We start from the raw sequence: 24,938 nt of genomic DNA on the forward strand, positions 1-24,938 counted from the left end.
TGCCGTAACAGGTGGGAGAGTAGGTCGGTGCCTAATTTTAAACGAAGCCCCTTCAGGAAACTGGAGGGGCTTCTCTTTTTTATCCGTATTGCTCCTCGTCTATGCGTGTTACTCCATCCGCATGCTACAACAAACAGTAATGATTTTACTTTTTTTAAGACAAATTGTAAGTTTTATTGTTCTATAAACAAAAATTGATGAAATGGACTACAGACCTCAAATTATAAAATCGTTGCGCACACTTTTTGTTTCGCGTGAGCACCTGTTTACCGATGTTTTGAATATTGCCACGGCAGGAGAAATGCGTCATATCATGGATGCCTTTGAAGAGGGGGATGTTTATGATTTTCAACTTTCCCACGTAGAAGGTTTAAAGGATCCAAATGTTAAAAAGCTCGTTTTTTTGATTCATCAAATGGATCGTGTATTGGAAGAAGTACAAACGAGCAACCATATCTCCGATACGGAACTTTACGAAATAGAGCGTGATATAGATCGAAGAAATTAATCGTAAAGGAGAAACCATCGTTGAAAACATGATACGTGAAAAAATAATGAAAAACATCTTGATAAGTGGCGGAACCGGATTTATCGGTCGCGCGTTGACTTCGTACTTACTGGACAATTATTTGGATGCGAAGCTAACCATATTGGTTCGCTCAAAACACGACCTGCCAGAATTGCCCCGTGTGACATACTGTTTATGGGACGTGAAAAAAAAGATGATAGACGCATCGGTCCCTGATGATATCGATACTGTTATCCATTTGGCGGGCGCGAACATCTCAGCGAAGCGCTGGACGCGAAGTCGGAAGCAGGTTTTATTGGACAGTAGGACGGAGAGCGGTAAGCTATTGGTCGATTGGGTATTGGGAAAGGGGAAAGCTGTGCAGACTTTTATCTCGGCTTCGGCCATCGGCTGGTATGGGGAAGGCGCGCCAGGAACAATCTTTACTGAACATGATCCGGCCGGGCATGGATTTTTGGCGAATGTTTGCCAACAATGGGAGGCAGCAACCTCTTCTTTGGCAACACAGGGTATCCGTACAGCTTGGATTCGAACAGGACTGGTACTGCACCCTACAGGAGGCATGTGGAAAGCGCTATCGCCGGCATTTAGGTGTAACGTGGCGCCAAGGTTCGCGTCTGGTAAGCAATGCTTCAGTTGGATTGCCTTAGCAGATCTGGTATCCTTGTATGCGTATGTTGCTGACCATGACAATATCGCCGGACCCATCAATGCCGTCTCTCCTCATCCGGTTGCTCAAATCGAATTGACCAAGTCGTTAATAGCGAAACAAAAATCTTCTTTTATAGTGCTGCCCGTACCTCGTTTTATGTTACGATTAGCCTTAGGGGAATTGTCTATAGAATTAATAAAAAACGCTAACGTAAGCGCTGATAAAATTCAACAAATGGGCTTCCGGTTTTCTGCCCCGATATTGGCAGATCTTCCAGACTAGCCGCGCGACAGGTCGAATGAATTGGTGCCATCTTCATACGCCTGTCGAACGCGATGATTTGGACAAGGTTATCTATTTAGCCTAATCCCGCGTTAAAGCTTGTTAAAAGTTTGCTAATCAGGTAATGATGTGCTTTTTTTATCATTGTTAAATCTCTACTATGAAAAAAGTACTCGCATTGCTCACTTTATTCGTGACCATGCATGCATCGGCCCAACAAATTACTTTCTTTATTCGCGACAAATATAGCAGTAAGCCCATCACAGGCGCGAATGTACACCTGCACGATCGCCAAATCCAAAGCAACGATGAAGGACGGGTTGTTTTGGATAACATGTTGGCTGCAGACAGTATCACGATAGCTGCTACGCATTACCATCAGGTTGTATTGACCCGTAGTCAGCTGGCTTTTTCATCGTTTGTTGAACTTGAACCACTACCGCAGTTGTTGGATGAAGTCGTGATCGATCGCATGCGGTCTGCATCACGCGATACAAGCAGTTGGCGTCGTGTGTTGGCAAGACGTATTGAGCGGGAAAACAGAAACAAACGGCGCATGGGAATCTTTATCCCACGAGGAAGTACCGACCCCTACTGGCCAAGGCATATGGCATCCGGTAGTACCGCTGCATTGGTAACGTTAAATCTGCGTAGTCTGTTTTCCTTGCTACAAAAAAAGCAGATCGATGTTTTGGAACCGGATCAATGGAGCGACCTTGAGGAAAAGATGTTAGCGCAATGGTTTCGCGCCGAGATCGTAACACGCGTTACCGGATTAAATGAGGATGCGCTATCTCACTTCATGGTTCGATATAAACCGCAAAGAGCAGATCTTCCGGAATTGACCGAATATGATGTTTTGCTGCACATAAAACGGAGCTATAAAATCTTCACCGCGGATACAGCAAAATAGGGTAGTTGTCGGATTTTCCGTATCCTGTTTTCTGCGCACGAAGGCAATACCATAGCCAGAACAAAATGAAAATCCTGAAGCGGGGAGCTTCAGGATTTTACCAAACCAATTATTAACCTAAATTATGAAATTATGAATTATCTTAAAAACGTTGTCTTGTCAACTATATTATGCTTTCCCACTTCTCTTAACATTTTTTAACATTTTAATGGTGGTAAAAAAAAATCCTGAAGCGGGGAGCTTCAGGATTTTTACTAACTAACCAATTATTAACCTAAATTATGAATTACTTATATAACGCACTAAAGGGAAAATATGTATTTCCACAGGCTTTGTTTAACAATTTTTAACAAAAATTCTAGCTGCCATGCCCAAAAGAGCGGAAGTAGGAAGGTGCCTCACGCGCTATGCTCCGTGCGGTTGCGATTGCACTTACCCGAAATGTCCACTGATATAGTTGGCAGTAAGCTCATGTTTGGGATTGTTAAATAGTTGTTGCGTAGAACCCTCTTCTTTTACCTCGCCCAGGTACATAAATATTGTTTTGTCTGCGACTCGTTGCGCTTGCTGCATATTATGCGTAACAATCACGATCGTATACCGATCTTTCAGATCCGTAATGAGTTCCTCTATCTTTAGGGTACTGATGGGATCCAATGCCGAACACGGTTCGTCCATTAAGATGACCTCGGGGCGTAATGCTACCGTGCGGGCAATACAGAGACGTTGCTGCTGCCCGCCCGATAGTCGTGTCGCCGGCATTTTTAGATCATTTTTAACTTCTTCCCATAGGAATGCTTCGCGCAGTGCTTTTTCGACAACATCCTTGGTGTGCGGAAGATTATTTATTTTCAGGCCGTAGGTAATGTTATCGTAAACACTTTTGGCAAAGGGATTTGCTTTCTGGAAAACCATGCCGATCCGCTGACGGATTTTTGTTGGTGGGATATCTTTTCCATATATATCGGTACCATCTATGCGCAGTTTGCCCATTATTTTAGCGTCAGGCGAAAGGTCGTGCATGCGGTTTAAGCTGCGCAACAGCGTGCTTTTCCCGCAACCAGACGGGCCGATTAATGCGGTAACCTGATGCTCAGCAAAAGAGACATTTATATTTTTCAAAACTTCTTTTTGACCAAAATTTATATGGAGGTTTTCGACGGATAATTTACTTGTCATGCTGTCTGTACTTGTAACGAATGATGAAAGCCGTAAGGTTTAGAAAAAATACCACTACAATAAGTACCAACGCGGTGCCATAGGCTATTGGTCGTACTTCGTCTATCGACTGGTGCTGGGTAGATAACATATAAAGGTGGTATGGCAGTGCCATAAACTCCTGATTGACCGACAGGCTTGTTTGGTTAATGTAAAATGCCGCACCGGTAAACAGGATCGGAGCTGTTTCTCCGGCAGCCCGCGAAAGCGTGAGTACGACGCCTGTCAATATGCCTGACATTGATGAAGGAAGAACGATATCTTTGATGGTTTCAAATTTCGTTGCGCCTACGGCTAGTGCGGCTTCACGCATACTGTTTGGGATGCGTAATAGTGCCTCCTCGGTTGTCGTGATGATATAGGGCAGGGAAAGTAAGCCCAATGTCAGGCCTGCCGCAAGCAAAGAGGTGCCAAATTGCAATCCCTGAACAAATAAAGCTAAACCAAACAGACCGTAGATGATAGACGGAACACCCGATAGATTCCTTATCGAAGCGCGGATCAATCGGGTAAGCCAACTGCTTTTTGCATATTCCTGTAGGTATATGGCGCAGCACACACCGAACGGTATGGCAAATAGGGCTGTTAATAAAGTTAGCAGTACAGTGCCCACAATCGGTGTCAGAATCCCACCTCTCGTCATGCCTTCTTTCGGCAAGGATGATACAAATTCCCAGCTGATGACAGCACTTCCTTTTGAACAGATCTCGTACAAGATCACCAAGAGAAAAAAACAAACAAGTGAAGTACTCAGCAACAAAGTTCCCCATTCGATGACGCTTGTGACATTTTTTCTAAGCTGCATGGTATTTTCTAAAACGATTAATAAAATATTCACCCAACATATTAGCAGCGAGGGTCATGATAAACAATGCTGTAGCAATGGCATATAAGGCATAGTAATGCGTGGTTTGATAAGGCACTTCCCCCATTTCGATTGCGATGGTGGCCGTCATGGTTTTTACGGAAGCGAACATGCTGTTCGGTAGCAGCGCCGCATTTCCAGTGGCCATCAAAACGGTCATGGTTTCGCCAATCGCACGACCGACGCCCAGCATCACGGCAGCAATAATACCAGGTGCTGCAGCCGGAATAGTTATTTTTCGCAGGGTCTGCCATTTGTTTGCGCCAACACCATAGCTAGCCTCCTTGTAGGTTTTCGGTACGGCGTGCATCGCATCCTCTGCTACGGTGATGATGGTGGGTAAAGCCATAACTGCTAACAGCATAGCACCGTTGAGCGCGTTCAGTCCATTTGCCAAATCAGCAATATGGGCTATTCCCGGGCCCACCACCACGATGCCTAAAAAACCGATGACGACCGATGGGATCGCGGCAAGCATTTCGATGGTTGGCTTGAGGATGTTCTTTAGTCGGCGACCGGCATACTCTGCTATGAATGCAGCTGTTCCGATGCCTAATGGTATCGCAATCACCATAGCGCCCAGTGTCACTAAGGTAGTGCTTAGCACCAAAGGCAATATCCCATATTTTGGATCGGATCCCGTTGGATTCCATGTTAAGCCCGTTATAAAATCGGCCGGGCGCACATCGAGAAAGAAGGCAACAGAGTTGTATACCAACATGGCTAAAATAGCTCCCAATAGCAACAAAACCAATAAACCAGTGACCTTAAAGATATAATTAAAAAGCAGGTCTATGCAGCGTCTTGATTTACTGTTCATGGTGTTCGATAATGTAATAACCGTGTTGTTTAATGAGGGATTTTCCGACCAGGCTTTTCTCAAAGTCGATAAAGGGCTTCACTTTATCCCACGATTTAGCAAGTATATACTGATACAGCGGGCGTTGAAAATAGTAACGGCTGGCATTGATAGCTACGGGATCAATCGGCGATTGAGCAACATCGTCTGCATGCACCTTGATTTTTAGGATTTTTACCTGCTGTCCGGCAGCCGGATCGTGGGCGACGTAACCCGCCCCTACATAGCCGATCCCTGATCGATCGGCTTTTATGCCCTCGATGATTTGTGCATTGCCTGTCATCTCCTTCGAGGCATTGGAAAATTCGATCTGGAGTTTCTTTTTGATGAACGAGTGCGTTCCAGAGCTGCTTTGACGACCATAGATATTAATGGGAAGGTCAACTCCGGCCACGGCCGACCAATTTCTGATGTCTCCACTCAGTATCTTGCCCAATGTTTCGATATCTATTTCCGTAATGGGCAGCGCAGCATGCACAATAAAGGCTGTTGCATCTTCGGCAAACACAATGGTGCGTAAAGCGATGTTTTTTTGTTGAAACTGGAGGATTTCCTCTTGCGAAAGCGGACGGGATGAGTTAGCGATATCCGCCTGCCCATTCAGTAGCGAAGTGATGCCCATTCCAGAACCACCACCGGATATCGCAATACTGAACGTTGGATCTTCTACTGTATATTTCTCGGCTAGGGTAACCGCCAAATTGACCTCGGTATCCGAACCTTTCATTTTGATGGCTGGAGCTTTCTGCGCGCAGGAAACAACCACGAAAATCATAAATATATAAAATAAATAAATCAGACGGGCGTACCTACCTTTCATGGTATAAAGATCGACTAACTACATAACTAGATCGTTATCCGTGTATTAAGAAGCCGTTAAATTTGCTGCCGTATCAATCATCAAATTTATTCAACATGCCGAGTAGGCCCGTAAGGCCACCAGTATGCACAAGCAATATACGCTGCCCCGGATCAATCAGGTCTTTTTGAAGCATGTCATGCAAGGCAAAGCAAAGTTTTCCGGTATACGTAGGCTCAATAAGGATACCCGTTCGTTGGGTGAACGCCTTTACGAATGCAATAAGCTCGGGTGTAGTCTTTGCGTATCCACCGAAATGATAGTCTAGCTGAAGTGTTAACCGATGATCCAATGACACCCCTAGGTCCGCTATTGCCTTTTGGATAAATTGACCTCCCTTTAAAACCGGGACGACCTGCAGCTGCGTCGTCAGCTGGGCTTGCTGTATCCCTTGCAATAGTCCGGCAGCCGTCGCGCCCGTCCCGCTTGCACAACAAATATGGTCGTATGACTTTTCGAGCTCACTGATCATCTCACTACACCCTTTTGCCGCGAGCGTGCTGTAGCCACCTTCGTCGATAAAGAAAGCTTCGTGATCATCGGCAAAGTGTTGGTCGAATAATCCTCGTTTGTCGCGATAACCTGTTCGATCCACAAATAGCAGTCGCATGCCAAATAGCGAACATAGTTTCAGCACGGGGTTTTCCACCGCTTCACCGCGCACGAACCCGAAGGTTTGGAAGCCAAATTTAGCACCGGCACAGGCCGTGGCGAGCAAATGGTTGGACCAGGCACCTCCAAAAGTTATCAGACGTTGTTTGCCTTGCCGTCTTGCCTCCTGTAGTGGATACTTTAATTTACGCCATTTATTCCCGGAGAGGTAAGGGTGGATGAGGTCATCGCGTTTAATAAATACCTGCACTTTTTTTTGCCGGTAGAGCGGATGCGAAATTTCTTCCTCTGGGCTATAGAAATCGAATGTTAGCATAATACACAGACAAAGTTAGTAGATTTTAAAGGATTTCGATATTTTTGCGTGATGGCAGAAGCATTAGATTTTCAGGATCAGGAAGAGAACGAACTTTTTGAACATTTACGGATAGAGGCCGATAGGGGCCAGGCGCCGTTACGCTTAGACAAGTTCTTGATGAACAGGGTAGAGAATACATCCAGAAATCGTATTCAACATGCGATAGAGGCCGAAACCGTATTTGTAAATGGCAAGTTGGCAAAGGCGAGCTACAAGGTTAAACCTTTAGATGTTATTACATTAGTGCTTCCAGACCCGCCCCGAGATACCGAAGTATATCCCGAGGATATCCCGTTGGATATTCTTTTTGAGGACGACGATGTATTGTTGGTGAACAAAGAGGCAGGCATGGTCGTCCATCCCGGCTACAACAATTACACGGGCACGTTGGTGAATGCGCTTACTTTTCACCTGAACCAACTGCCGACTATGCCCGGTAATTCCGGTCGTCCTGGGTTGGTGCATCGTATCGATAAGGACACGTCCGGGTTGTTGGTTATCGCTAAAAACGAATGGGCAATGACGCACTTGGCCAAGCAGTTTTTTGACCATTCGATCAAAAGGAAATATGTCGCATTGGTTTGGGGTGATATCGTTGCTGACGGTACGGTCACGGGATATATCGGGCGTAATTTGAAAGACCGTCGCGTGATGGACATGTACGATAGTGAAGAAAAGGGCAAATGGTCCGTGACACATTACCGTGTTCTTGAACGTTTGGGGTACGTAACGCTGATCGAGTGTGAATTGGAAACCGGTCGCACCCACCAAATTCGTACCCATTTAAAATCTATTGGGCACCCCCTTTTTTCTGATGAGCTGTACGGCGGCAGCAAGATATTAAAAGGAACGGTTTTTAATAAATATAAGCAATTCGTTCACAATTGTTTTGAATTGCTACCGAGGCAAGCGCTACATGCGCAATCTTTGGGATTCGTTCATCCACGCAGTAAACAATTCGTAGCGTTTGAAGTACCATTGCCGGCCGATTTTCAGCAGGCGCTAGATAAATGGCGGTCCTATTCCACGACAATGGATTCAATGGGTTAAAAGAAAATTTATGTCTATACAATATATTAATTTTGACGGGCAAATTATCGCTGAAAGCCAGCATATAGCAAACATCGACAGCCGCGCTTTGCGATATGGCGATGGTCTTTTCGAAACCATGTTGTGGAAAGATGGGGATATCCGCTTTTTGAAACGACACATCGATCGATTACAGCAGGGCATGCAAACCCTACAGCTGGAGGAGTCGACAAAATTTGACGAGTTTTTTTTGCGTTCCAAAACTGAGGAGCTTATTCGCAAAAACAATATGCTGGGGCAGCAGGCGCGCGTTCGGTTAACGGTATTTCGTGCTGGCGGCGGCCTCTATTCGCCCGATACGAACAAACCGATGTACTGCCTTCAGGTATCTCGGATAGCAACCTCCCTGCGCGACAAGAAGCTTGGGCTCATAGTCGATCTATACACCGAGTTTAAGAAGCCTTACAGTGACCTCTCACATTTAAAATCAAACAATGCGCTGATCTATGTTATGGCGGGTTTGTACAAGAAGAAGTTTGCCTATGATGAAGTGTTCATTCTTAATCAGGAAGGATACCTTTGTGAAGCATTGACTTCCAATATATTTGTGTATTACGAGAAGGTTCTTTATACGCCGGCGATCACCGAGGGCTGTGTAGCAGGTGTAATGCGCAGCGTGATGATGGACATTGCCAAATCTGAAAATATCCAAGTCGTCGAGGCTCAAATCAGCCCGGAAATTATGAAACAGGCTGATGAGATATTCTGTACGAATGCCGTACAGGGTGTACAGTGGGTGATGGGCTATAAACAGAAACGCTATTTCAACAAAATTTCAAGGATAATGCAGGATAAGCTTCAGCACTGGCCGGATGGCGAGCAAGACTAGGGGGCGCAGGAGCGTGGCTGTTATGGAAGTAGGCTTTGACACCACTTTCATAACAACCGGCTCATCCTAGCCTCCTTTTTTTGTCGATCTACCGCTGTCAATGGGGGCGATTTCAGACAGTTCGTTTCCGATTGCGCTGCACCAAAAGATAGCTGATGTACAGAAAAACCAACCATATTGGTATCAGTTCAACAGATATCTTCAATCCCGTAAACCACATCATCACAAGAACGCCTAAAAGAAATAGCAAGCTAGCATAATTCGTTAATGGATACCATATGGTGGGGAAGATAGAACGTTCTTTCTGCTTGCTCAGTTTCTGTTTGAAAAATATGTGCGTGAGGGAGATCATGATCCAGTTGATGACTAGTGAGGATACGACCAAGCTCATCAAGACTTCCAACGCCCTTTCGGGCATTATCTTGTTGATGACAATACAAACTGCGACTAGGCCCGCAGAAACAAGAATGGCATTAATGGGCGAATGGTTACTGTTCAGTTTTGTTAAAAATCTTGGAGCATTGCGCTGTTCGGCCAATCCAAAAAGCATACGGGAGTTACTGTAAACGCAACTGTTATAAACCGAGAGTGCCGCAGTCAGAACAATAAGATTAAGAACATTGGCAATGATATTCGTCAGATAATAGGTCGCTCCAAAAAGCTCGAACTGTAAACCTTTTAGGCTAGCAAACACCTCGACAAAAGGACTTGTTTCCGATGTGATATCTCGCCAAGGCATCAGTGAAAATAGGATGATCAAAGAGCCAATGTAAAAAATCAAGATGCGCCAAAGTACTTGGTTGGTGGCTTTTGGTATGTTTTTTTCTGGATTTTCTGCTTCGGCCGCGGTAATACCGACAAGCTCAAGGCCTCCGAACGAAAACATGATCATGACCAGCGCAGCCAAAAGGCCTTGGTAAGAGCCACTCTCCGTGGTAGAGAGCCATCCTTTTGGAAAGAAGCCGCCATCATTTGTCAGGTTGTTTATGCTGGCATGCTCGCCGGCATTGCCACTGATCAGTAGATATGATCCAAAGATGATCATGGCAATGATCGCGACAACCTTAACAATGGAAAACCAAAATTCTGTTTCGCCGTAAACTTTCACCGAGGCTAAATTCAATGCATTGATTACGAAAAAAAAGAACAAACTGGAAACCCATAGTGGAATCTCTGGCCACCAAAACTGTACGTAGTGGCCTATAGCCGTCAGTTCAGCCATACTGACCAACAGATATAATACCCAGTAGTTCCACCCCGAAGCATACCCGGCAAATGAACCCCAGTATTTGTTGGCAAAATAGCTGAAGCTGCCCGATACAGGCTCCTGCACGACCATCTCTCCGAGCTGACGCATGATAAAGAAAGCTATTAGGCCAGCGATAGCATAACCTAGAATAACAGATGGACCAGCTAAGACGGCAGCTTGGCCAATCCCCAAAAATAAGCCTGTTCCGATTGCTCCGCCTAAAGCAATCAACTGAATATGCCGATTGCTTAGTCCTCGCTTTAATTTCTTTGTTTCTGTTGTTTTAGTTTCCAAGAGATATACAGTGATAGGTGTATTAGTTAGTTTCGATAGAAAACGCAGCATAGCTATGCTACTGTTTTCTATTGTTTATTCCGATTGTACGATAGCCGACCAGTTCATCCCAGTATGTGCCGATACGCCTGTTATAGATTAGTATTTGGTAATCATTGCCCGTGTCAAAATAGCTCCCAGAGAAGGCATCCGTTACTGCTTTTTTGTCGGGTTCTTCCAATACGTAGGTATAGTCATACAGGCCCTGCTTTAACTTCAATGCGGTCGTCCAACAGTCACGTGTTTGATCATATTGAAGCTTGTTTTCGGCGGTGCGTGTGTAATTATTGAATCCGCCGACAATATAGATATTTCCTGTTACCTTTTTCTCTGTTTTTAGTGAAAAGTGAACGATGGCATAGTCGCTGTCGACAGTCTGATCGTTGAAATCTTGGTTTCTGATATAGAAACGTCCGTTCTCATCAAAGGTAGACGCATAGCTGTTTTGCTGCTGGTCGTTATCGGTATACAGATGCACAATGATGGTGGAGTCGCTTGTCTGCAAGGATTGTACCCGCTCCGAAGCGGTACGGAAGCTCCTAAGATCCACAAAGCGAAACTCGCTACCGCCTTCGAAATCCAATGTTTCGGCGTTATTGTAGCGGAACAGGTTGGTATTGAAGAAATTCGGCTGTCGTAGTTTTAAGGTACGGTCTGGGCGTTGGTTCTGCAATACATAAACTGTTAGGTCGCGTTGAGGATTAGGGATAGTAAGCGCTGTGCTTAAATCAATATTGAGTTTCTGATTATGCGGTCGCTTGTGGACATTTAGCGAGGGCTGAATAGCAGCGGTTATCTTCACCAAATCGTTCAGCACGTAAAACCTGCGGGTGAGCAGCAGCCGTTCCTTGTCGCCGTCTTCATATACTTGAAGAATATAATTTCCCGCCAGTTTTGGTTTTAACGTGGCCGACGGAAAAGCCAATGTGTACCGCGTGTAGGGTTGGATTGTGCCCTTGGAGGGCATAAAGTCGTTTATTCTATCTTCGTTGAAACCGTCGACGTAATCCAAGATCGTTGCGCGGCTAGGGGTCCAGTCCTCGTTGCAATGCACGATGCAAAAATAATAATTGCGCACATCGCCCCGCAGATCATCGAAGGAGAGAAGGAGCTTGCTGTTTCCGCCAATTTGGTAAACCGGAAATTCATTTTCCTCACCCTCCGGATAAAGCTGCACGCTGCGAATACTGGAAAGGTATGATCGATCATCATAGCGCAATTCTTGTCGTGGCGACCGTTCAAAACGTACCTTTTGATTTTTCCTCTTTTGTGCGAACGAAAGTACGGCGAGATTCGATAAAATCAGCAATGACAATAATCGCAAAGTGAAAGCGGTATTCATTCGGTAAAAATAACAAAACCGAGCTATTATCAGGGGACACTGCTGAATTAATTTCACCGTCCCGCACGAAAATCGGTCCAGCAAATAATAGTTTCCGCAGGAGGAATGCGATAGCAAACTAGCCTTTACCCTGGCTTTTCTCTACCTGCTGATTGGATAACGCACATCCACAACCCTTGCCGCAACCCGTCGACTTCTTCCTTGAAGGCATAAATCTCCTCAGCAAGTAACCTATTGCAGCGATGAAAACCAGCGCGACGATAATGTATTGTATAGTTAAATCCATCGTTTATTTCATGAGTTGGTACACGACCAATGCGAGCACATAAGCTATACCGGTCATCATGCATGTCTGTATCGCGGTCCATTTCCAGGATCCGGTTTCGCGTTTCATGATGGCGATAGTACTCATGCACTGCATGGCAAATGCGTAGAATAACAATAACGAGATACCCGACGCCAAATTGTACGCTGGCTGTCCTGTATTTCTATTTATTTCGGATTTCATTTTACTCAGCAATGTTTGTTTTTGTTCATCATCTTCGATATCTACGTCTTCGCCCAAGCTATAGACCGTTGCCATCGTGCCGACAAATACTTCACGTGCCGCAAACGAGGATACCAGTCCGATACCCATTTTCCAATCGTAACCAAGTGGTGCAACGATCGGTTCAATGCCCATGCCAATGTATCCCAAGAACGAGTGTTCTAGTTTGAATGATGCGATTTCCTCGCTGAGATCCGCCTCGCTCAAGTCGGGATTTGCTTCGGTCACGTAGCGCTCTGCTTCGTTAAATCGGTCGTTAGGGCCAAAGTTACCCAATACCCACAATACAATAGCCATCGCCAGGATTATTTTACCTGCACCAAAAAGAAAGCCTGATGTCTTGTCCCACACATTATTGGTGACATTGCGCCAGTCAGGTGTTTTGTAAGAAGGCAATTCAAAAATCAAGAACGATTTATGGTTGCTTTTCACAATTTTATTTAGCACCCAGGCTGATAGCAATGCGGCCACCACACCGAGAATATAGAGCAAGTTCAGCACCAAGCCCTGTAAGCCAAAGCCCAAAAAGGTATTGTTGGGTATCACGAGGGCAATAAGCACGACATAGATCGGTAGGCGTGCAGCACAGGTCATAAATGGCGTAACCAACATGGTGATAAGCCTTTCTTTGGTATTCTCTATATTCCGGGCGGCCATAATGGCTGGAACGGCACAACCGACGCCAGACATCAACGGGATAACGGATTTTCCGTTCAATCCATAGGGGCGTAACCATCTATCCATCAGGAAGACCACACGGCTCATATAACCCGTTTCTTCCATTAGCGAGACCAGTAGGAATAGGATAGCAATTTGCGGTACGAAAATAACGATGCCACCGATACCAGCTAAGATTCCCTGCGTAATCAAATCGGAGATCGGGCCTTCAGGCAGGCTGGCGGCCGTCAGGTCAACAAAAGCGGCGAAATGCTCGTCAATCCAGTCCATGATCGGGGCAGATAGCGTGAATACCAACTGGAAAAGTATAAACAGCAGCAAAAAGAAAATCACATAGCCCCACACCGGATGCAGCAGAATTTTATCTATATGATTTGTTTTGCTGACATGTAGATTCTCCTTCACCAACACTACGTTCGCAATATCGCGTTCTACTTGGGCGTTGCGCTGCATGGCTTCCCATTTCTGCAGCTGGTTGCCTGAAATGTTGTGGTGATTGCGAATTTCCACCAGTCGTCGGCGCTGTTCAAGCGAAATAAACGAGACGTGCTCCTGCGCCAAAAATTGCCAAGTCTGGTATTCGGTGCTTAGCGGGAATAGCTTTTTAGCATCATCCAGTGCCTCCTTGTACTGTCCGTCAGCGATGAAACGGCTGAGGTGATGTGAAGGACGGATATCAAAGGCTTGAACAAGCTCTTGTATGCCTTTGCCATTTCTAGCATCTGTAGTCAAGACCTTCGTACCCAGATAGGCTTCCAGTTTTTGATAGTCAATCTCCAGACCTTTTGCCGCTAGCTCATCGATCATGTTGATAACGAAAATCGCTGGCACACCTAATTCGCGCGCTTGCTGGTAGAGGATAACCGAGCGTTTTATGTTGTTGGGTTCTGCGACAACCACGACCAAATCGGGGAATGATAGACTTTCCTTATTGGCAAGTGAATTGAAGACAATTTCTTCGTCCAATGATGTTGGAAATAGCGTATATGTGCCCGGTAGATCGATAACTGTATATGTTTTTCCGTTGGCTTTTACGTACCCTTCCCTTTTCTCCACGGTGATACCGGGATAGTTTCCTACATGTTGATGTAGCTTGGTGATTCGATTAAACAAGGAGGTTTTTCCAACGTTGGGGTTCCCCAGCAGGGCAATGACTGTGTTCTTCATGGGCTTATCTTTCGACAAAAATGTGGGCAGCTTCCGATTTACGTATGGCGACTAAACTGTTCGAACCAAGGAGATGTAGCCCAATAGGGCCGTTGAAGGGGGCTTTATGCCTAACTTCGATCGTACATCCAGGAAGCAGGCCCATCTCAAAAAATTTGGCAGGTAATTCGGTGGCATTCAATTCGCTAATCTTAGCTACATCACCGACTTTCAAGATGTCCAACGTGAAACTTTTTTGCATTTTCTCTGTTAAAATGATAATATAATCTATATTCGTGATCGAAAATATTTCGCTGTGCGACCAAAGATAACTAATTTAGATTTATTCTACGTAATTTAAGTTGTCACACTTTTGTATTACTAAGCCGCGTTTATGAAGATTGAAGAGGAACTTAAAGTAAAGAAATTCACCAATGATTGGCAGCGTGCTACGGTCAACATATTGTTCACGGCCAGTTGGCTGGGGCTTATATTGGAAAAACGCGCTGCAAAAAAACAGATAACCCTGCAGCAGTTCAACGCGTTACGGATATTGCGTGGTCAGTTGCCCAATCCCACGACGAACAATCTGTTGCGTGATCGCATGATCAGCAATACTCCCGATATATCTCGCTTGGTAGATCGTATTGTTAGTAAGGATCTTGCCTCACGTACCAAAAATAAGGATGATAAGCGTGCTGTAGATCTATACATCACCCAAAAAGGACTCGATCTGCTGGATGAAATGGAAGAAGATATGATGCTTACGGATATCTTGCCCGAGCAATTGTCTGCACAGGAGGCCGCTATGCTAAGTGACCTTTTGGATAAGCTACGTGGCCCAGCTGAAAACCGTTAGTGCTGATGGCCCTCATGATCTCCTACGTGATCGTGTACTTCTTCATGGAGATGTCTGTGATCCGTAGGGTGCGTATGATGCCCGTGGTGGTGGTCGTGCCCCTCAAAAAGGAAGTTGGCTAAAGATACCAATACGCCCAGTAGCACAGCGATCATTTTTTTCTTGTTGAACTTGTGGTGATCCGCCGATCCGGATTCGAACAGTATGGTTGTCGATATGTGCAGGAATATACCGATCACAATAGCCATAATTTTATCGAAGTATTTTGCAATACTGCCGATATCGCCCTCACTGATACCTTTACTGGTGATAAATCCAAGAGGCGTCATGGCAGCGAAGAGTAAAACAAACAGTCCGATTTGGGTTTTGGATAAGCGCGTGCTCAATAAAAGGCTACCCAAGGCAAATGCAGCCGGTATGTGATGGATAGCAATACCAAAGACAAGTTCAGATTGATGACCTGCAGCAAGAGGCATGCCCTCTAGGAAAGCATGCAGACAAAGGCTCACCATAATCCCAAGTGGAAAAACTTGATGGTTATGGTGATGGATATGACCATGCTCAACGCCTTGAGAGAATTGCTCCAAAATCAATTGAAAAAGAAAACCGCCTAAAATATATAATCCTAATATCTCTGGCCGTGTGCCATCGCTTAAGTAAACATGGGGGATAAGGTGCAGCACCGTGATGCTGAACAGATAGGCCCCACTAAAGGAAAGCACGAGTTTAAGCAGGCTGGTATTATCTCGTTTTACAAAGAAAACCGATACCCCGCTGGCAAAAGCAGAAATAAATAGGATGCTGACGATTAGTATTGAACTCATGTTGTTGCTGATGTTTCGGTAAGATTATCGTTTTGGAGAACGTCGGGAAAAAATCGCTTGAACAGATAGCCAACGCCTGTTCCGATCAGGATACCGAGTATGGCCCCGCAAAGGATATCGATAGGGTAGTGTACCCCAACATATATTTGTGAAAAACTGATTACGCTGGCCCAAGTGATCCCTAGCCATAAAGCATGTTTCCAACGTCTGCGGAATAAGGCGATCCAAAAGAAAGCCATGGCAAAATGGTTGGTAGCATGCGAAGAGGTGAAACTGAAACCAGAGCCGCAACGCACGCGGATATTTACCTCGTTCTTAAAAACAAGATCGTTGCAAGGACGTATGCGCTTTACATTCTTTTTTATTAAATGGGATGATAGCGCATCTGAAATGCCAAAATTTGCCAATGTAAATGCAACGATCAAAATTCCCATCTTGCCATAGTGCTTGATGAAGAAAATAATCAGAAAAAGATAAAGCGGAGCCCATGTGTATGGGTTTCGCAAAATTGGGAGTAGCCAATCAAAAAAAGGATTGCTTAATCCTTGATTGATGGCCAGAAAAACTTCCTGGTCAAAATGAATGAGTTGATTCAACATGATTTAAGTAGCTATATAAATACCCCCAAAAATAATTAATAAATATATAGGTCGTGTGCTTTTAACAAAACGACACAATGTTGCAACAAAGGTATGCTTTTGCCTGCAAATGTGAAACTTTTATATGATAATTTGTGATATAAAGTTATTTTTACGGTTCAAATAATTGACTATGACACTTATTAAATCAATATCGGGTATCCGCGGTACTATTGGCGGGCGGTCTGGGGAAGGACTCACACCGATAGATATCGTAAAGTTTACTGCCGCATTTGGAAAGATTCTTTTACGCAATACCGGCAACAATAAAATTGTCGTCGGCCGGGATGCACGGTTGTCTGGCGAAATGGTCAGCAACTTAGTTGTGGGAACATTGCAGAGCATCGGCGCCGATGTTGTCAATCTCGGGTTGTCTACGACACCGACGGTAGAAATCGCCGTACCCTTAGAGCAGGCTGCCGGTGGTATCATCTTGACAGCATCCCATAACCCTGGGCAATGGAATGCGCTCAAACTGCTCAACAGCAAAGGTGAGTTTATTAGCGACGTGGAAGGGAAGGAAGTGCTTGCATTAGGTGAAAACTTGGATTTTGATTTTGCCGAAGTCGCTGCGTTGGGGAATGAAACAAAGGAAGATGGCTATTTACAAAAGCATATCGATGCGGTCTTGGCCTTGCCTTTGGTCGATGTAGCCGCAATTCGCGCGGCAAAGTTCAAGATCGCAGTAGATGCCGTAAATAGCACGGGTGGAATCTTTATTCCGGCGTTGTTGGAGGCATTGGGTGTACAGACAGTATACAAGATACATTGCGATCCGAACGGGCACTTTCCGCACAATCCAGAGCCTTTGAAGGAACACTTGACGGATCTTTCAGACGCTGTATTGCAAAATAGTGCGGATTTGGGAATCGCCGTAGATCCAGATGTGGACCGTTTGGTCTTTATGATGGAGGATGGCGAATTGTTTGGCGAGGAATATACACTGGTGGCTGTCGCAGATTATATTTTAGCACATACCAAAGGGAACACCGTTTCCAACTTGAGCTCGACGCGTGCTTTGCGGGATGTGACCCAAAAGCATGGCGGCGAATATTTTGCTGCTGCAGTAGGCGAGGTCAATGTGGTAACGAAAATGAAAGAAGTCAATGCGGTGATTGGTGGTGAAGGAAACGGTGGCGTGATTTATCCAGATTCCCATTACGGAAGGGATGCACTAGTAGGCGTTGCCCTGTTTTTAAGCCACTTGGCAAAAATGGGCGTAAAGGCATCTGCTTATCGAGCCGATTTGCCCCAATACTTCATGTCCAAAAATAAGATTACGTTGACACCATCGCTGGATATAGACAATCTTTTAGCAAAAATGGAAGATAAATATAAGCAAGAACGGTATAGCAACATCGATGGGTTAAAGATCGATTTTGAGAACGAATGGGTACATCTGCGAAAATCCAACACGGAGCCTATAATCCGTATCTACTCAGAAGGGCCTACCCCAGATGCAGCCGAAGCGATTGCACAACGAATCATCCGAGAGATAGAAGAAATTATCAACTAAAAGAAGCGGCCTAGGCCGCTTCTTTTAGTTATGACCATTTCCAAGCCAGTATTCGGATCCTTTTATTGCCGTGCGTCATCGGGATTATTTCCAGCTGTGGCACTTTGTGGTACTCTAAAATAGCAATTAAGGGTTTTAAGCTGTCTTTATCGGATACCAAGGTTGTGATCCAACCCAATTGTTCCTTAAAGTTCATGCTCTCATAAATCATCGTGCGAATAAACTGCTTTTCGCCGCCATCGCACCATAGCTCATTTGGATGGCCCCCAAAATTCTGGACGGGCAGTTTGCTGCTATCTTTGTGCAGATTATTGAATTTACGGGTTGTTTGCTGCCAGTTATCCTCTCGCGACTTGAAGAATGGGGGGTTGCATACCACGACATCAAAGCGATCTTCGGGAATGATAATACCAGTAAACACTTGGTTTTTCTCCTCCTGCAGCCGGAGACTGATGTCGCGTTTCAAACCCACGTTTGATTTGAGGGTAGACTGCGCATGGTTTAATACTGCCAACTCAATATCCGTGCCGACCGCACTCCATTGATAGCTGCGTTGTGCAACTATCGGATAAACAACCGATGATCCCGTGCCAATGTCCAGCATTTTCACCTTATATCCTTTGGGGATACTGCCATCATGGTCCTTGGCAAGTAAATCCGCCACGTAATGTATATAATCTGCCCGACCCGGAATAGGGGGACAAAGACTATTTTTGATGATAGACCAATTGTCTATTTGGTAATAGGTTTGCAAAAGGGCTTTGTTCAGTTCAAAAACAGCCTCCGGATTGGAGAAATCTATGGACTCGGTGCCTGCGGGGGTTGTTACGATAAATGCTTTTAAGGCCGGATTTTTCGAACTTAATTTTTTTATATCATATCCGTTCGCATGTAAGTTACGCGGATGCAGATTTTTGCTTGCTGATGTACGAGGCATGAATGAGTATTTTATGCAAAGGTAGCATAAATATTGTTGTATTTGGCGAAACTGCTATATTTGACAGCTTAAGGCTTTAGGAATGGCAGATGTTGATATCAAAGATTTTTTAGAAAGGAAAGTGCAGGAATTTAACAAACCCAGCTTTATTGATAGCGATCCGATTTGTATACCCCACCTATTTTCCAGCAAGCAGGACATCGAGATTATGGGTTTTTTTGCCGCCATTCTAGCTTGGGGGCAACGTAAAACCATCATCAATAAATGCAAAGAATTGATCGAGCGTTTCGATGGTGTTCCAGCTCAATTTATCCAACAGCACCAAGAACAGGATTTAAAGCAGCTGTTGGGGTTTAAACATCGCACATTCAATGACACGGACCTCCTGTACTTTGTGGCCTTTTTGCGTTTCCACTATCGTTCATTTTCTTCGTTGGAAGATGCATTCCTCTTAACCCGGCCAACGACACATTTCCGAATGGAAGACGCGCTTAACGCGTTCAAGGATTATTTCTTTTCGTTGCCAGAGCATCCAATACGCACAAAGAAACATATTAGCTCGCCTGCACAGAAATCTAGTTGCAAACGTTTGAACATGTTTCTGCGCTGGATGGTACGACGAGATATCCACGGGGTAGATTTTGGAATTTGGACCCGCATAGCCCCTCGAGATCTTATTTGCCCGTGTGATGTTCACGTAGATCGTGTGGCGCGGAGATTTGGCTTGATCGTCTCCGATAAGATCAACTGGAAAACTGCTGTGGAACTGACGAACAATCTGAAAGCTTTCGATCCGCAGGATCCTGTTAAGTATGATTTTGCGCTTTTTGGAATCGGCGTAGAAGGGGAGGTCTAGAAAGCGGGCTGTCATGCCAACGCTTTCCAGGATATTTTAGGTGTTGGCTATGCGCAGCAAGAGATCAACCATTCTGTTGGAGTACCCAAATTCATTGTCGTACCACCCCACGACCTTTACCAGACCACCAACGATCGACGTGAGCTGTGCATCAAACACACAGGAGTAAGGGTTGTTGATGATGTCGACAGAAACGATAGGATCTTCAGTATAGAAAAGCACATTGGATAAACTGCCCTCGGCCGCTTCCTTAAATTTTTGGTTAATGGCCTCGACGGTAGTGGCTGTACGTAGCGTGCAAGTGAAGTCGGTAAGTGATCCATTGAGCACAGGGACACGAATACCAGCACCACCCAGCCGGCCTTCCAAATGGCCAAACACATTGGTGATTGCCTTGGCAGCGCCTGTCGTGGTGGGAATGATGGACGAGGAGGCCGCGCGGGCACGACGAAGGTCCCGATGTGGGGCATCGTGCAGGTTCTGATCGCCCGTCATGGAATGTACCGTGGTAATATAACCATCATTGATTCCCCAATTTTCATCGAGAATCTTGACCAGGGGTGCGACATTATTAGTGGTGCAGGATGCGTTGGAGAACAGATCGCTGCTCCAGTCGAAGTCCGCATCGTTAATACCCAAGACCACAGTAGGTACATCTTTATCTGTAGATGGAGCGGAGATAATCGTCTGTTTGGCACCTGCCTGCAAATGCTTTGACGCTTGTTCACGACTCGTGAAAAATCCCGTCGATTCGACCACGGCATGAATACCCAGATTGGCCCAAGGCAGATTTTCTGGATCTCTTTCCCGAAACACCCGTATGCGATGCCCATCGACATACAGGCTTTCGTCATCGAAGGTAACCGTATGCGGGAAGGGACCATGAACCGAGTCATATTTCAGCAAATGGGCCAGGGTAGCCGTGTCTGTGAGATCGTTGATGGCGACTACCGCTATACGGTCTTGTAAGTTACGGCGGTAAATATTGCGCAACGTATGACGGCCTATGCGGCCAAAACCATTGATGGCTGTTTTCATTATCTGGTAAACTCAGCCAATACGAAACCGATCTCCTTTTCGCCGTCCCAACTGTTTTTTAACTGCCCATCGGCACCATACACGTAGTTTGCGGGAAATTGCTGCGGCACATGGAATTTTTGTATAAATTCTTGGTTCCGATCGTACAGCACTTCAACGTTTGGCTTATCAACAAGCTCTTTACCGAATGTTTCCAGAAAAGAAGCCATCAAAGCGGGGTCGTTCATGGAGATAAAATAAAGATTGACATCCTTGATCGCGGCATAATTTTTTGCGAGCAGGCCGGCTTCATGTTGGCAATGCCCGCAGCTTGGATCAAACAAAATAAATGCGGTATTCTTCCCCGCAGGAATATCTGCTTTCGTGAATCCAATGCCAGATTTCACTTTATAGAATTTAAAATCAGGCATGCTGGGAGCGGCTTCCTTGGCCATGGCAGGAGCTGCCGCCGGGGAAGATGCTGCTGCATGTTCGTGCTGCGCAGGGGTGGGGTGGGGTGCGTTCGGATTGTCGGCGGTTTGCGCGGTGTTGCCCGACTGGCAGGCGCTGAAAAAGACCAACGTACCTAATGCCATGCTACTGAAAAAGTATTTCATTGATAAGGTGTTTTTTTAATATCCAAAATTATGAAAATTTGCTGCAAGGCAACTTAAAAAAAGCAGGAAATGATGATAAAATGAAAAAAGGCTTCTGATTTTACCAGAAGCCTTCATTCGTATGTTTTGCTTGTTTCTTACGGCGCCACAACTTTTGCAGCCGGAACCTTCTCTTCAGAGATATGATTTCCTCTACCCAAGTCGTATACCGCTGGAGCAGCAAGGATAATCGACGAGTACGTACCTACAACGATACCGATTAAGATCGCGAAGGAGAAACCGCGAATAACTTCGCCGCCGAAAATAAACAGGACGACCAATACAAAGATGATGGTTAACGACGTGATGACCGTACGGCTCAATGTCGTGTTGATGGCATGGTTGATGACATCACCGAAATTTTTGCTGTGCGCCCCCGGTTTGGTCAAATCCTCCCGAATACGATCAAATACAACGACCGTATCGTTTACCGAATAACCCAAGACGGTCAAAATAGCCGCTACAAAATGTTGATCGATATCCAGCGAGAAAGGAACGATACCATCCAAAATGGAGAAAAGTCCCAATAAGATCACACCATCATGGATCGTCGCAACAGCTGCCCCGGCAGAATATTGCCATTTGCGGAAACGGATCAGGATATATCCAGCGATGATCAAAATCGAGAATATGGCAGACCAAACAGCTCTGTCTTTAATATCTGTTGCAATACTTGGCCCAACCTTTTGCGAAGAGAGGATTTCGTACTTGTTGTTAGCAATCTTCGACAGACCTTCATTTAACCGAGCTAAAACTTCTGCATCGGCTTCGTCGCTTGTTTCCTCAATATGGTAGGTCGTCGTTACCCGTACTTGGTTTTCGCTACCAAAAGTCTTGACTTCGGTCGTGGATTGGAAGGTCTCGTCCAAATTTTTTCGTACATCTTCCAGATCTACAGGTTGATCGTAGCGTATCGTATACGTGCGGCCTCCTTTAAAATCAACACCCAATGAGAAACCTTTGGTGAAGATGGCACCCAAACTAATTACTACCGCAACGATCGAAATGGCATAGAATAGCTTGCGCTTCTTGATAAACTGGAAGTTGGCGTTTTGAAGGGTTTTTGCAGACCAAGGGTATGATACCGAAATCTTCATGTCTTTTCCGAGCATATATTCGAAGATCAAACGTGAAATGAAGATCGAAGTGAACAAGGATGTAACGATACCGATCATCAAGGTCGTTGCAAAACCTAAGATAGGTCCGCTACCAAAGAAGAAGAGCACTAAGCCCACCAAGAAAGTGGTTATCTGCGAATCCAAGATGGAAGGCATGGCATGTCTATAACCATCGGCTATGGCCTGACGGATACCTTTTCCAGCCCGTAGCTCCTCCCGGATGCGCTCGTAGATCAGGACGTTGGCATCCACTGCGGTACCCATGGTCAAGACGATACCTGCAATACCGGGAAGGGTTAACACGGCGTTTAAGGAAGCCAATATACCCATCAAGAAAAATACATTGAATAACACGGCGATATTTGCGGCAATGCCCGCACGATTGTAATAGGCAATCATGAAGATCATCACGACGACAATACCGATCACAGCAGAGTTTACACCGGCGTCGATCGCTGCCTGCCCTAACGAAGGACCAACAATAGCTTCTTCCACTATTTTCGCCGTAGCTGGAAGACGACCCGCTTTCAATACGTTTGCCAAATCTTTGGTATCTTCTATCGTGAAGTTACCCGAGATTTGTGAACTACCGTTTGGAATCTCCTCATTCACCGACGGAGCGGAATACACAACACCGTCCAATACGATGGCGATGGATTCTCTATTTTGGGCAGCCTGTGCTGTTACCTTGCGCCATTGGCGCGCGCCTTCCGTATTCATCTCCATGGATACGACAGGTCTGTTCTGTTGATCGAAATTGTCGCGTGCATCGGTCACCACGTCGCCCGTCATAACGGCACCGCTCTCCATGCCGGAAGTTTTAATAGCGTACAACGACAAGAAATTCGGCGTTCTTTGCTCCGGTTTAACGGCCCAAAGGAGTTTGAGGTTCCCTGGTATCGTTGCCTTTACTTCTGGGCGATTGAGATAGGCGTTCACACGTGCCGTATCTTTAAGGTTAGCTGCACCAACCATCGGGCCAGGCATCAGGGTAGGCTGGCCATTATCGCCCATGTATGTTGCCGGATTTAATAAGGCGAATAGGGGATTGCTGGCAGCCAGCTCAGCGGGAACGGCAGTAGAGTCAGTGCTGTCTTTCTTGCCAGCACCAAGGTTGGCAAGAAGATTGTCGTCATTACTCGTGCTATCAGCCGTTGCTGTAGAGTCTTTTGACGCAACGGCAGGTTTTGATGCCGCTGGCGTATTGGTTTTTAGCGAAGAAGCTAAAATATTATTGATGTTTTCTAGTAAAGGGTATACTTGAAAGTTATCATGCGTCGCATAAAACTCCAGTTTGGCCGAACCTTGCAAAAGCTTGCGTACCCGATCCTCATCATTTACGCCTGGCAACTCAATCAGTATGCGATTAGTACCCTGCTGAATCTGGATATTAGGTGACGCAACTCCAAATTTGTCGATACGTGTCCGAAGTACTTTATAGGAGTTTTGAATGGCATTATCGGCTTCTTTATCCAAAAAGCTGCGCACATCAGCGTCGGAGCTGGTTGCCTTGATCAAGGACGAATTATCCTTTGTCGCGAAGAATGTCGCTAATGGTGTGGATGCTCCACTCGCTTTATAGGCTCCGATAAACAACTCTACCACACCTTTGTTTTCGGTCTTGCTCTGCTGAACGGCCGTTTCCAGGGCTGTGTTGAATTTATCGTCTTTGGGATTGTTGGCCAAGTTTCTGATCAGCTCGTCCAAGGAAATTTCCATGGTCACGTTCATGCCCCCTTTGAGATCCAGTCCCAACGCGAGCTCATGCGCTTTAGCTTCTCTGTACGTGAACTTTGCAAGTCCTAAATTATAAACTTCTTCACCTGCCATCGAATCTAGATACGCCTTTTCTTTGGCCATATCGCCTTTGGCATAATTAGAAGCATCTCGTTCTACTTTTCGTGTAACAAATGTGAATGATAGGGAATAGAGGCATGCTATTGACACCACTATTACCAAAAATTTAATCAGCCCTTTACTCTGCATTGTCTGTATTCGTGTATTTGTTTGATAGTTTATATTATTCTCTATGTATGATTTAGCCTCATAATACCTAGCCAAGATTCGCAAAGGTATAAAAATTTTGTATAAAGAATACATTCTTCCATAGATATGCAAACAAAAAACGATTTTAATTGTATGCGGGCAGGAAAGGGT

General features: G+C 45.3%; 24 protein-coding genes. 8 read left to right on the plus strand and 16 right to left on the minus strand.

The window, feature by feature from the left end; translation table 11 throughout:
* Nucleotides 1–202 precede the first annotated feature (202 nt).
* The 3 genes from IE165_RS07350 to IE165_RS07360 all read left to right on the plus strand — a co-directional run bounded on the left by IE165_RS07350 (nucleotide 203) and on the right by IE165_RS07360 (nucleotide 2,376).
* A complete protein-coding gene (locus IE165_RS07350; RefSeq protein WP_189625970.1) occupies nucleotides 203–508 on the plus strand; it encodes a hypothetical protein in 306 nt (101 codons plus the stop codon).
* Nucleotides 509–554: 46 nt separating this feature from the next.
* Nucleotides 555–1,463: a TIGR01777 family oxidoreductase gene (locus IE165_RS07355; RefSeq protein WP_189625971.1), complete on the plus strand. Its 909-nt coding sequence runs from the start codon at nucleotides 555–557 to the stop codon at nucleotides 1,461–1,463.
* Nucleotides 1,464–1,623: 160 nt separating this feature from the next.
* Nucleotides 1,624–2,376, plus strand: coding sequence for a hypothetical protein (locus IE165_RS07360; RefSeq protein ID WP_189625972.1), 753 nt, complete (start codon nucleotides 1,624–1,626; stop codon nucleotides 2,374–2,376).
* A gap of 432 nt (nucleotides 2,377–2,808) precedes the next feature.
* Here IE165_RS07360 and pstB read toward each other — a convergent pair whose 3' ends face one another.
* From pstB to IE165_RS07385, 5 genes are all read right to left on the minus strand, one after another.
* Nucleotides 2,809–3,555 (minus strand): phosphate ABC transporter ATP-binding protein PstB, encoded by a 747-nt coding sequence (pstB, locus tag IE165_RS07365; RefSeq protein ID WP_189625973.1) that lies wholly within the window; start codon nucleotides 3,553–3,555, stop codon nucleotides 2,809–2,811.
* Nucleotides 3,545–4,399 carry a phosphate ABC transporter permease PstA gene (pstA, locus tag IE165_RS07370; RefSeq protein ID WP_189625974.1) on the minus strand — a complete coding sequence of 285 codons (855 nt, stop codon included), beginning with the start codon at nucleotides 4,397–4,399 and terminating at the stop codon, nucleotides 3,545–3,547. The genes pstB and pstA overlap by 11 nt, the downstream gene beginning before the upstream one ends.
* Nucleotides 4,389–5,279 (minus strand): phosphate ABC transporter permease subunit PstC, encoded by an 891-nt coding sequence (gene pstC, locus IE165_RS07375; RefSeq protein WP_189625975.1) that lies wholly within the window; start codon nucleotides 5,277–5,279, stop codon nucleotides 4,389–4,391. Before pstC ends, pstA begins: the two co-directional genes overlap by 11 nt.
* The gene (locus tag IE165_RS07380) at nucleotides 5,269–6,138 is read right to left on the minus strand and encodes a PstS family phosphate ABC transporter substrate-binding protein (protein ID WP_229826429.1); all 870 of its coding nucleotides are present in this window, start codon (nucleotides 6,136–6,138) and stop codon (nucleotides 5,269–5,271) included. The genes pstC and IE165_RS07380 overlap by 11 nt, the downstream gene beginning before the upstream one ends.
* Nucleotides 6,139–6,211: 73 nt before the next feature.
* Nucleotides 6,212–7,105: a 1-aminocyclopropane-1-carboxylate deaminase/D-cysteine desulfhydrase gene (locus IE165_RS07385; protein WP_189625976.1), complete on the minus strand. Its 894-nt coding sequence runs from the start codon at nucleotides 7,103–7,105 to the stop codon at nucleotides 6,212–6,214.
* Nucleotides 7,106–7,156: 51 nt separating this feature from the next.
* Here IE165_RS07385 and IE165_RS07390 point away from each other — a divergent pair, with 51 nt between their 5' ends.
* Nucleotides 7,157–8,197 carry an RluA family pseudouridine synthase gene (locus IE165_RS07390; RefSeq protein WP_189625977.1) on the plus strand — a complete coding sequence of 347 codons (1,041 nt, stop codon included), beginning with the start codon at nucleotides 7,157–7,159 and terminating at the stop codon, nucleotides 8,195–8,197.
* Nucleotides 8,198–8,207: 10 nt separating this feature from the next.
* On the plus strand, nucleotides 8,208–9,065 hold the full coding sequence (locus IE165_RS07395) for an aminotransferase class IV (protein ID WP_189625978.1): 858 nt from the start codon (nucleotides 8,208–8,210) through the stop codon (nucleotides 9,063–9,065).
* 112 nt (nucleotides 9,066–9,177) lie between these two features.
* Here the strand turns inward: IE165_RS07395 and IE165_RS07400 are convergent, their stop codons facing one another.
* From IE165_RS07400 to IE165_RS07420, 5 genes are all read right to left on the minus strand, one after another.
* On the minus strand, nucleotides 9,178–10,608 hold the full coding sequence (locus tag IE165_RS07400; RefSeq protein WP_229826431.1) for an amino acid permease: 1,431 nt from the start codon (nucleotides 10,606–10,608) through the stop codon (nucleotides 9,178–9,180).
* 58 nt (nucleotides 10,609–10,666) lie between these two features.
* Nucleotides 10,667–11,989 (minus strand): type IX secretion system plug protein, encoded by a 1,323-nt coding sequence (locus IE165_RS07405; protein ID WP_189625980.1) that lies wholly within the window; start codon nucleotides 11,987–11,989, stop codon nucleotides 10,667–10,669.
* Nucleotides 11,990–12,107: 118 nt separating this feature from the next.
* The gene (locus IE165_RS18630) at nucleotides 12,108–12,275 is read right to left on the minus strand and encodes a FeoB-associated Cys-rich membrane protein (protein ID WP_189625981.1); all 168 of its coding nucleotides are present in this window, start codon (nucleotides 12,273–12,275) and stop codon (nucleotides 12,108–12,110) included.
* Between the two features lie 3 nt (nucleotides 12,276–12,278).
* On the minus strand, nucleotides 12,279–14,381 hold the full coding sequence (feoB, locus tag IE165_RS07415; RefSeq protein WP_189625982.1) for a ferrous iron transport protein B: 2,103 nt from the start codon (nucleotides 14,379–14,381) through the stop codon (nucleotides 12,279–12,281).
* A gap of 4 nt (nucleotides 14,382–14,385) precedes the next feature.
* The gene (locus tag IE165_RS07420) at nucleotides 14,386–14,622 is read right to left on the minus strand and encodes a FeoA family protein (protein WP_189625983.1); all 237 of its coding nucleotides are present in this window, start codon (nucleotides 14,620–14,622) and stop codon (nucleotides 14,386–14,388) included.
* A gap of 132 nt (nucleotides 14,623–14,754) precedes the next feature.
* Between IE165_RS07420 and IE165_RS07425 the strand changes: the two genes are divergently transcribed.
* Nucleotides 14,755–15,219 carry a MarR family winged helix-turn-helix transcriptional regulator gene (locus tag IE165_RS07425; RefSeq protein WP_189625984.1) on the plus strand — a complete coding sequence of 155 codons (465 nt, stop codon included), beginning with the start codon at nucleotides 14,755–14,757 and terminating at the stop codon, nucleotides 15,217–15,219.
* Here the strand turns inward: IE165_RS07425 and IE165_RS07430 are convergent.
* Both IE165_RS07430 and IE165_RS07435 read right to left on the minus strand, forming a co-directional pair.
* On the minus strand, nucleotides 15,216–16,043 hold the full coding sequence (locus tag IE165_RS07430) for a ZIP family metal transporter (protein ID WP_189625985.1): 828 nt from the start codon (nucleotides 16,041–16,043) through the stop codon (nucleotides 15,216–15,218). The two genes, IE165_RS07425 and IE165_RS07430, sit on opposite strands and share 4 nt — an antisense overlap.
* The gene (locus tag IE165_RS07435; RefSeq protein WP_189625986.1) at nucleotides 16,040–16,642 is read right to left on the minus strand and encodes a phosphatase PAP2 family protein; all 603 of its coding nucleotides are present in this window, start codon (nucleotides 16,640–16,642) and stop codon (nucleotides 16,040–16,042) included. The genes IE165_RS07430 and IE165_RS07435 overlap by 4 nt, the downstream gene beginning before the upstream one ends.
* A gap of 172 nt (nucleotides 16,643–16,814) precedes the next feature.
* Between IE165_RS07435 and glmM the strand changes: the two genes are divergently transcribed.
* A complete protein-coding gene (gene glmM / locus IE165_RS07440) occupies nucleotides 16,815–18,197 on the plus strand; it encodes a phosphoglucosamine mutase (RefSeq protein ID WP_189625987.1) in 1,383 nt (460 codons plus the stop codon).
* A gap of 28 nt (nucleotides 18,198–18,225) precedes the next feature.
* Here glmM and rlmF read toward each other — a convergent pair whose 3' ends face one another.
* Nucleotides 18,226–19,134, minus strand: coding sequence for a 23S rRNA (adenine(1618)-N(6))-methyltransferase RlmF (gene rlmF / locus IE165_RS07445; protein ID WP_189625988.1), 909 nt, complete (start codon nucleotides 19,132–19,134; stop codon nucleotides 18,226–18,228).
* Nucleotides 19,135–19,216: 82 nt separating this feature from the next.
* Here rlmF and IE165_RS07450 point away from each other — a divergent pair, with 82 nt between their 5' ends.
* Entirely contained in the window at nucleotides 19,217–19,990 is a 774-nt protein-coding gene (locus IE165_RS07450) for a TIGR02757 family protein (RefSeq protein ID WP_189625989.1), read from the plus strand.
* 36 nt (nucleotides 19,991–20,026) lie between these two features.
* Here IE165_RS07450 and gap read toward each other — a convergent pair whose 3' ends face one another.
* The 3 genes from gap to secDF all read right to left on the minus strand — a co-directional run bounded on the left by gap (nucleotide 20,027) and on the right by secDF (nucleotide 24,767).
* Complete coding sequence (gene gap / locus IE165_RS07455) at nucleotides 20,027–21,028, minus strand: type I glyceraldehyde-3-phosphate dehydrogenase (RefSeq protein WP_189625990.1); 1,002 nt, start codon at nucleotides 21,026–21,028, stop codon at nucleotides 20,027–20,029.
* Entirely contained in the window at nucleotides 21,028–21,624 is a 597-nt protein-coding gene (locus IE165_RS07460; RefSeq protein ID WP_189625991.1) for a peroxiredoxin family protein, read from the minus strand. Before IE165_RS07460 ends, gap begins: the two co-directional genes overlap by 1 nt.
* Before the next feature lie 137 nt (nucleotides 21,625–21,761).
* Nucleotides 21,762–24,767, minus strand: a complete 3,006-nt coding sequence (secDF, locus tag IE165_RS07465) for a protein translocase subunit SecDF (RefSeq protein WP_189625992.1) — start codon at nucleotides 24,765–24,767, stop codon at nucleotides 21,762–21,764.
* Nucleotides 24,768–24,938 lie beyond the last annotated feature (171 nt).

Origin of the sequence: Sphingobacterium griseoflavum, assembly GCF_014653155.1 — a bacterium.
Classification (GTDB): Bacteria; Bacteroidota; Bacteroidia; order Sphingobacteriales; family Sphingobacteriaceae; genus Sphingobacterium; species Sphingobacterium griseoflavum.

Excerpts from the sequence above, each read along its gene's own strand:
- IE165_RS07350 (WP_189625970.1), top strand. The coding sequence starts at position 203 with ATGGACTACAGACCTCAAATTATAAAATCGTTGCGCACACTTTTTGTT.
- IE165_RS07355 (WP_189625971.1), top strand. The coding sequence starts at position 555 with ATGAAAAACATCTTGATAAGTGGCGGAACCGGATTTATCGGTCGCGCG.
- IE165_RS07360 (WP_189625972.1), top strand. The coding sequence starts at position 1,624 with ATGAAAAAAGTACTCGCATTGCTCACTTTATTCGTGACCATGCATGCA.
- pstB (WP_189625973.1), bottom strand. The coding sequence starts at position 3,555 with ATGACAAGTAAATTATCCGTCGAAAACCTCCATATAAATTTTGGTCAA.
- pstA (WP_189625974.1), bottom strand. The coding sequence starts at position 4,399 with ATGCAGCTTAGAAAAAATGTCACAAGCGTCATCGAATGGGGAACTTTG.
- pstC (WP_189625975.1), bottom strand. The coding sequence starts at position 5,279 with ATGAACAGTAAATCAAGACGCTGCATAGACCTGCTTTTTAATTATATC.
- IE165_RS07380 (WP_229826429.1), bottom strand. The coding sequence starts at position 6,138 with ATGAAAGGTAGGTACGCCCGTCTGATTTATTTATTTTATATATTTATG.
- IE165_RS07385 (WP_189625976.1), bottom strand. The coding sequence starts at position 7,105 with ATGCTAACATTCGATTTCTATAGCCCAGAGGAAGAAATTTCGCATCCG.
- IE165_RS07390 (WP_189625977.1), top strand. The coding sequence starts at position 7,157 with ATGGCAGAAGCATTAGATTTTCAGGATCAGGAAGAGAACGAACTTTTT.
- IE165_RS07395 (WP_189625978.1), top strand. The coding sequence starts at position 8,208 with ATGTCTATACAATATATTAATTTTGACGGGCAAATTATCGCTGAAAGC.
- IE165_RS07405 (WP_189625980.1), bottom strand. The coding sequence starts at position 11,989 with ATGAATACCGCTTTCACTTTGCGATTATTGTCATTGCTGATTTTATCG.
- IE165_RS18630 (WP_189625981.1), bottom strand. The coding sequence starts at position 12,275 with ATGGATTTAACTATACAATACATTATCGTCGCGCTGGTTTTCATCGCT.
- feoB (WP_189625982.1), bottom strand. The coding sequence starts at position 14,381 with ATGAAGAACACAGTCATTGCCCTGCTGGGGAACCCCAACGTTGGAAAA.
- IE165_RS07420 (WP_189625983.1), bottom strand. The coding sequence starts at position 14,622 with ATGCAAAAAAGTTTCACGTTGGACATCTTGAAAGTCGGTGATGTAGCT.
- IE165_RS07425 (WP_189625984.1), top strand. The coding sequence starts at position 14,755 with ATGAAGATTGAAGAGGAACTTAAAGTAAAGAAATTCACCAATGATTGG.
- IE165_RS07430 (WP_189625985.1), bottom strand. The coding sequence starts at position 16,043 with ATGAGTTCAATACTAATCGTCAGCATCCTATTTATTTCTGCTTTTGCC.
- IE165_RS07435 (WP_189625986.1), bottom strand. The coding sequence starts at position 16,642 with ATGTTGAATCAACTCATTCATTTTGACCAGGAAGTTTTTCTGGCCATC.
- glmM (WP_189625987.1), top strand. The coding sequence starts at position 16,815 with ATGACACTTATTAAATCAATATCGGGTATCCGCGGTACTATTGGCGGG.
- rlmF (WP_189625988.1), bottom strand. The coding sequence starts at position 19,134 with ATGCCTCGTACATCAGCAAGCAAAAATCTGCATCCGCGTAACTTACAT.
- IE165_RS07450 (WP_189625989.1), top strand. The coding sequence starts at position 19,217 with ATGGCAGATGTTGATATCAAAGATTTTTTAGAAAGGAAAGTGCAGGAA.
- gap (WP_189625990.1), bottom strand. The coding sequence starts at position 21,028 with ATGAAAACAGCCATCAATGGTTTTGGCCGCATAGGCCGTCATACGTTG.
- IE165_RS07460 (WP_189625991.1), bottom strand. The coding sequence starts at position 21,624 with ATGAAATACTTTTTCAGTAGCATGGCATTAGGTACGTTGGTCTTTTTC.
- secDF (WP_189625992.1), bottom strand. The coding sequence starts at position 24,767 with ATGCAGAGTAAAGGGCTGATTAAATTTTTGGTAATAGTGGTGTCAATA.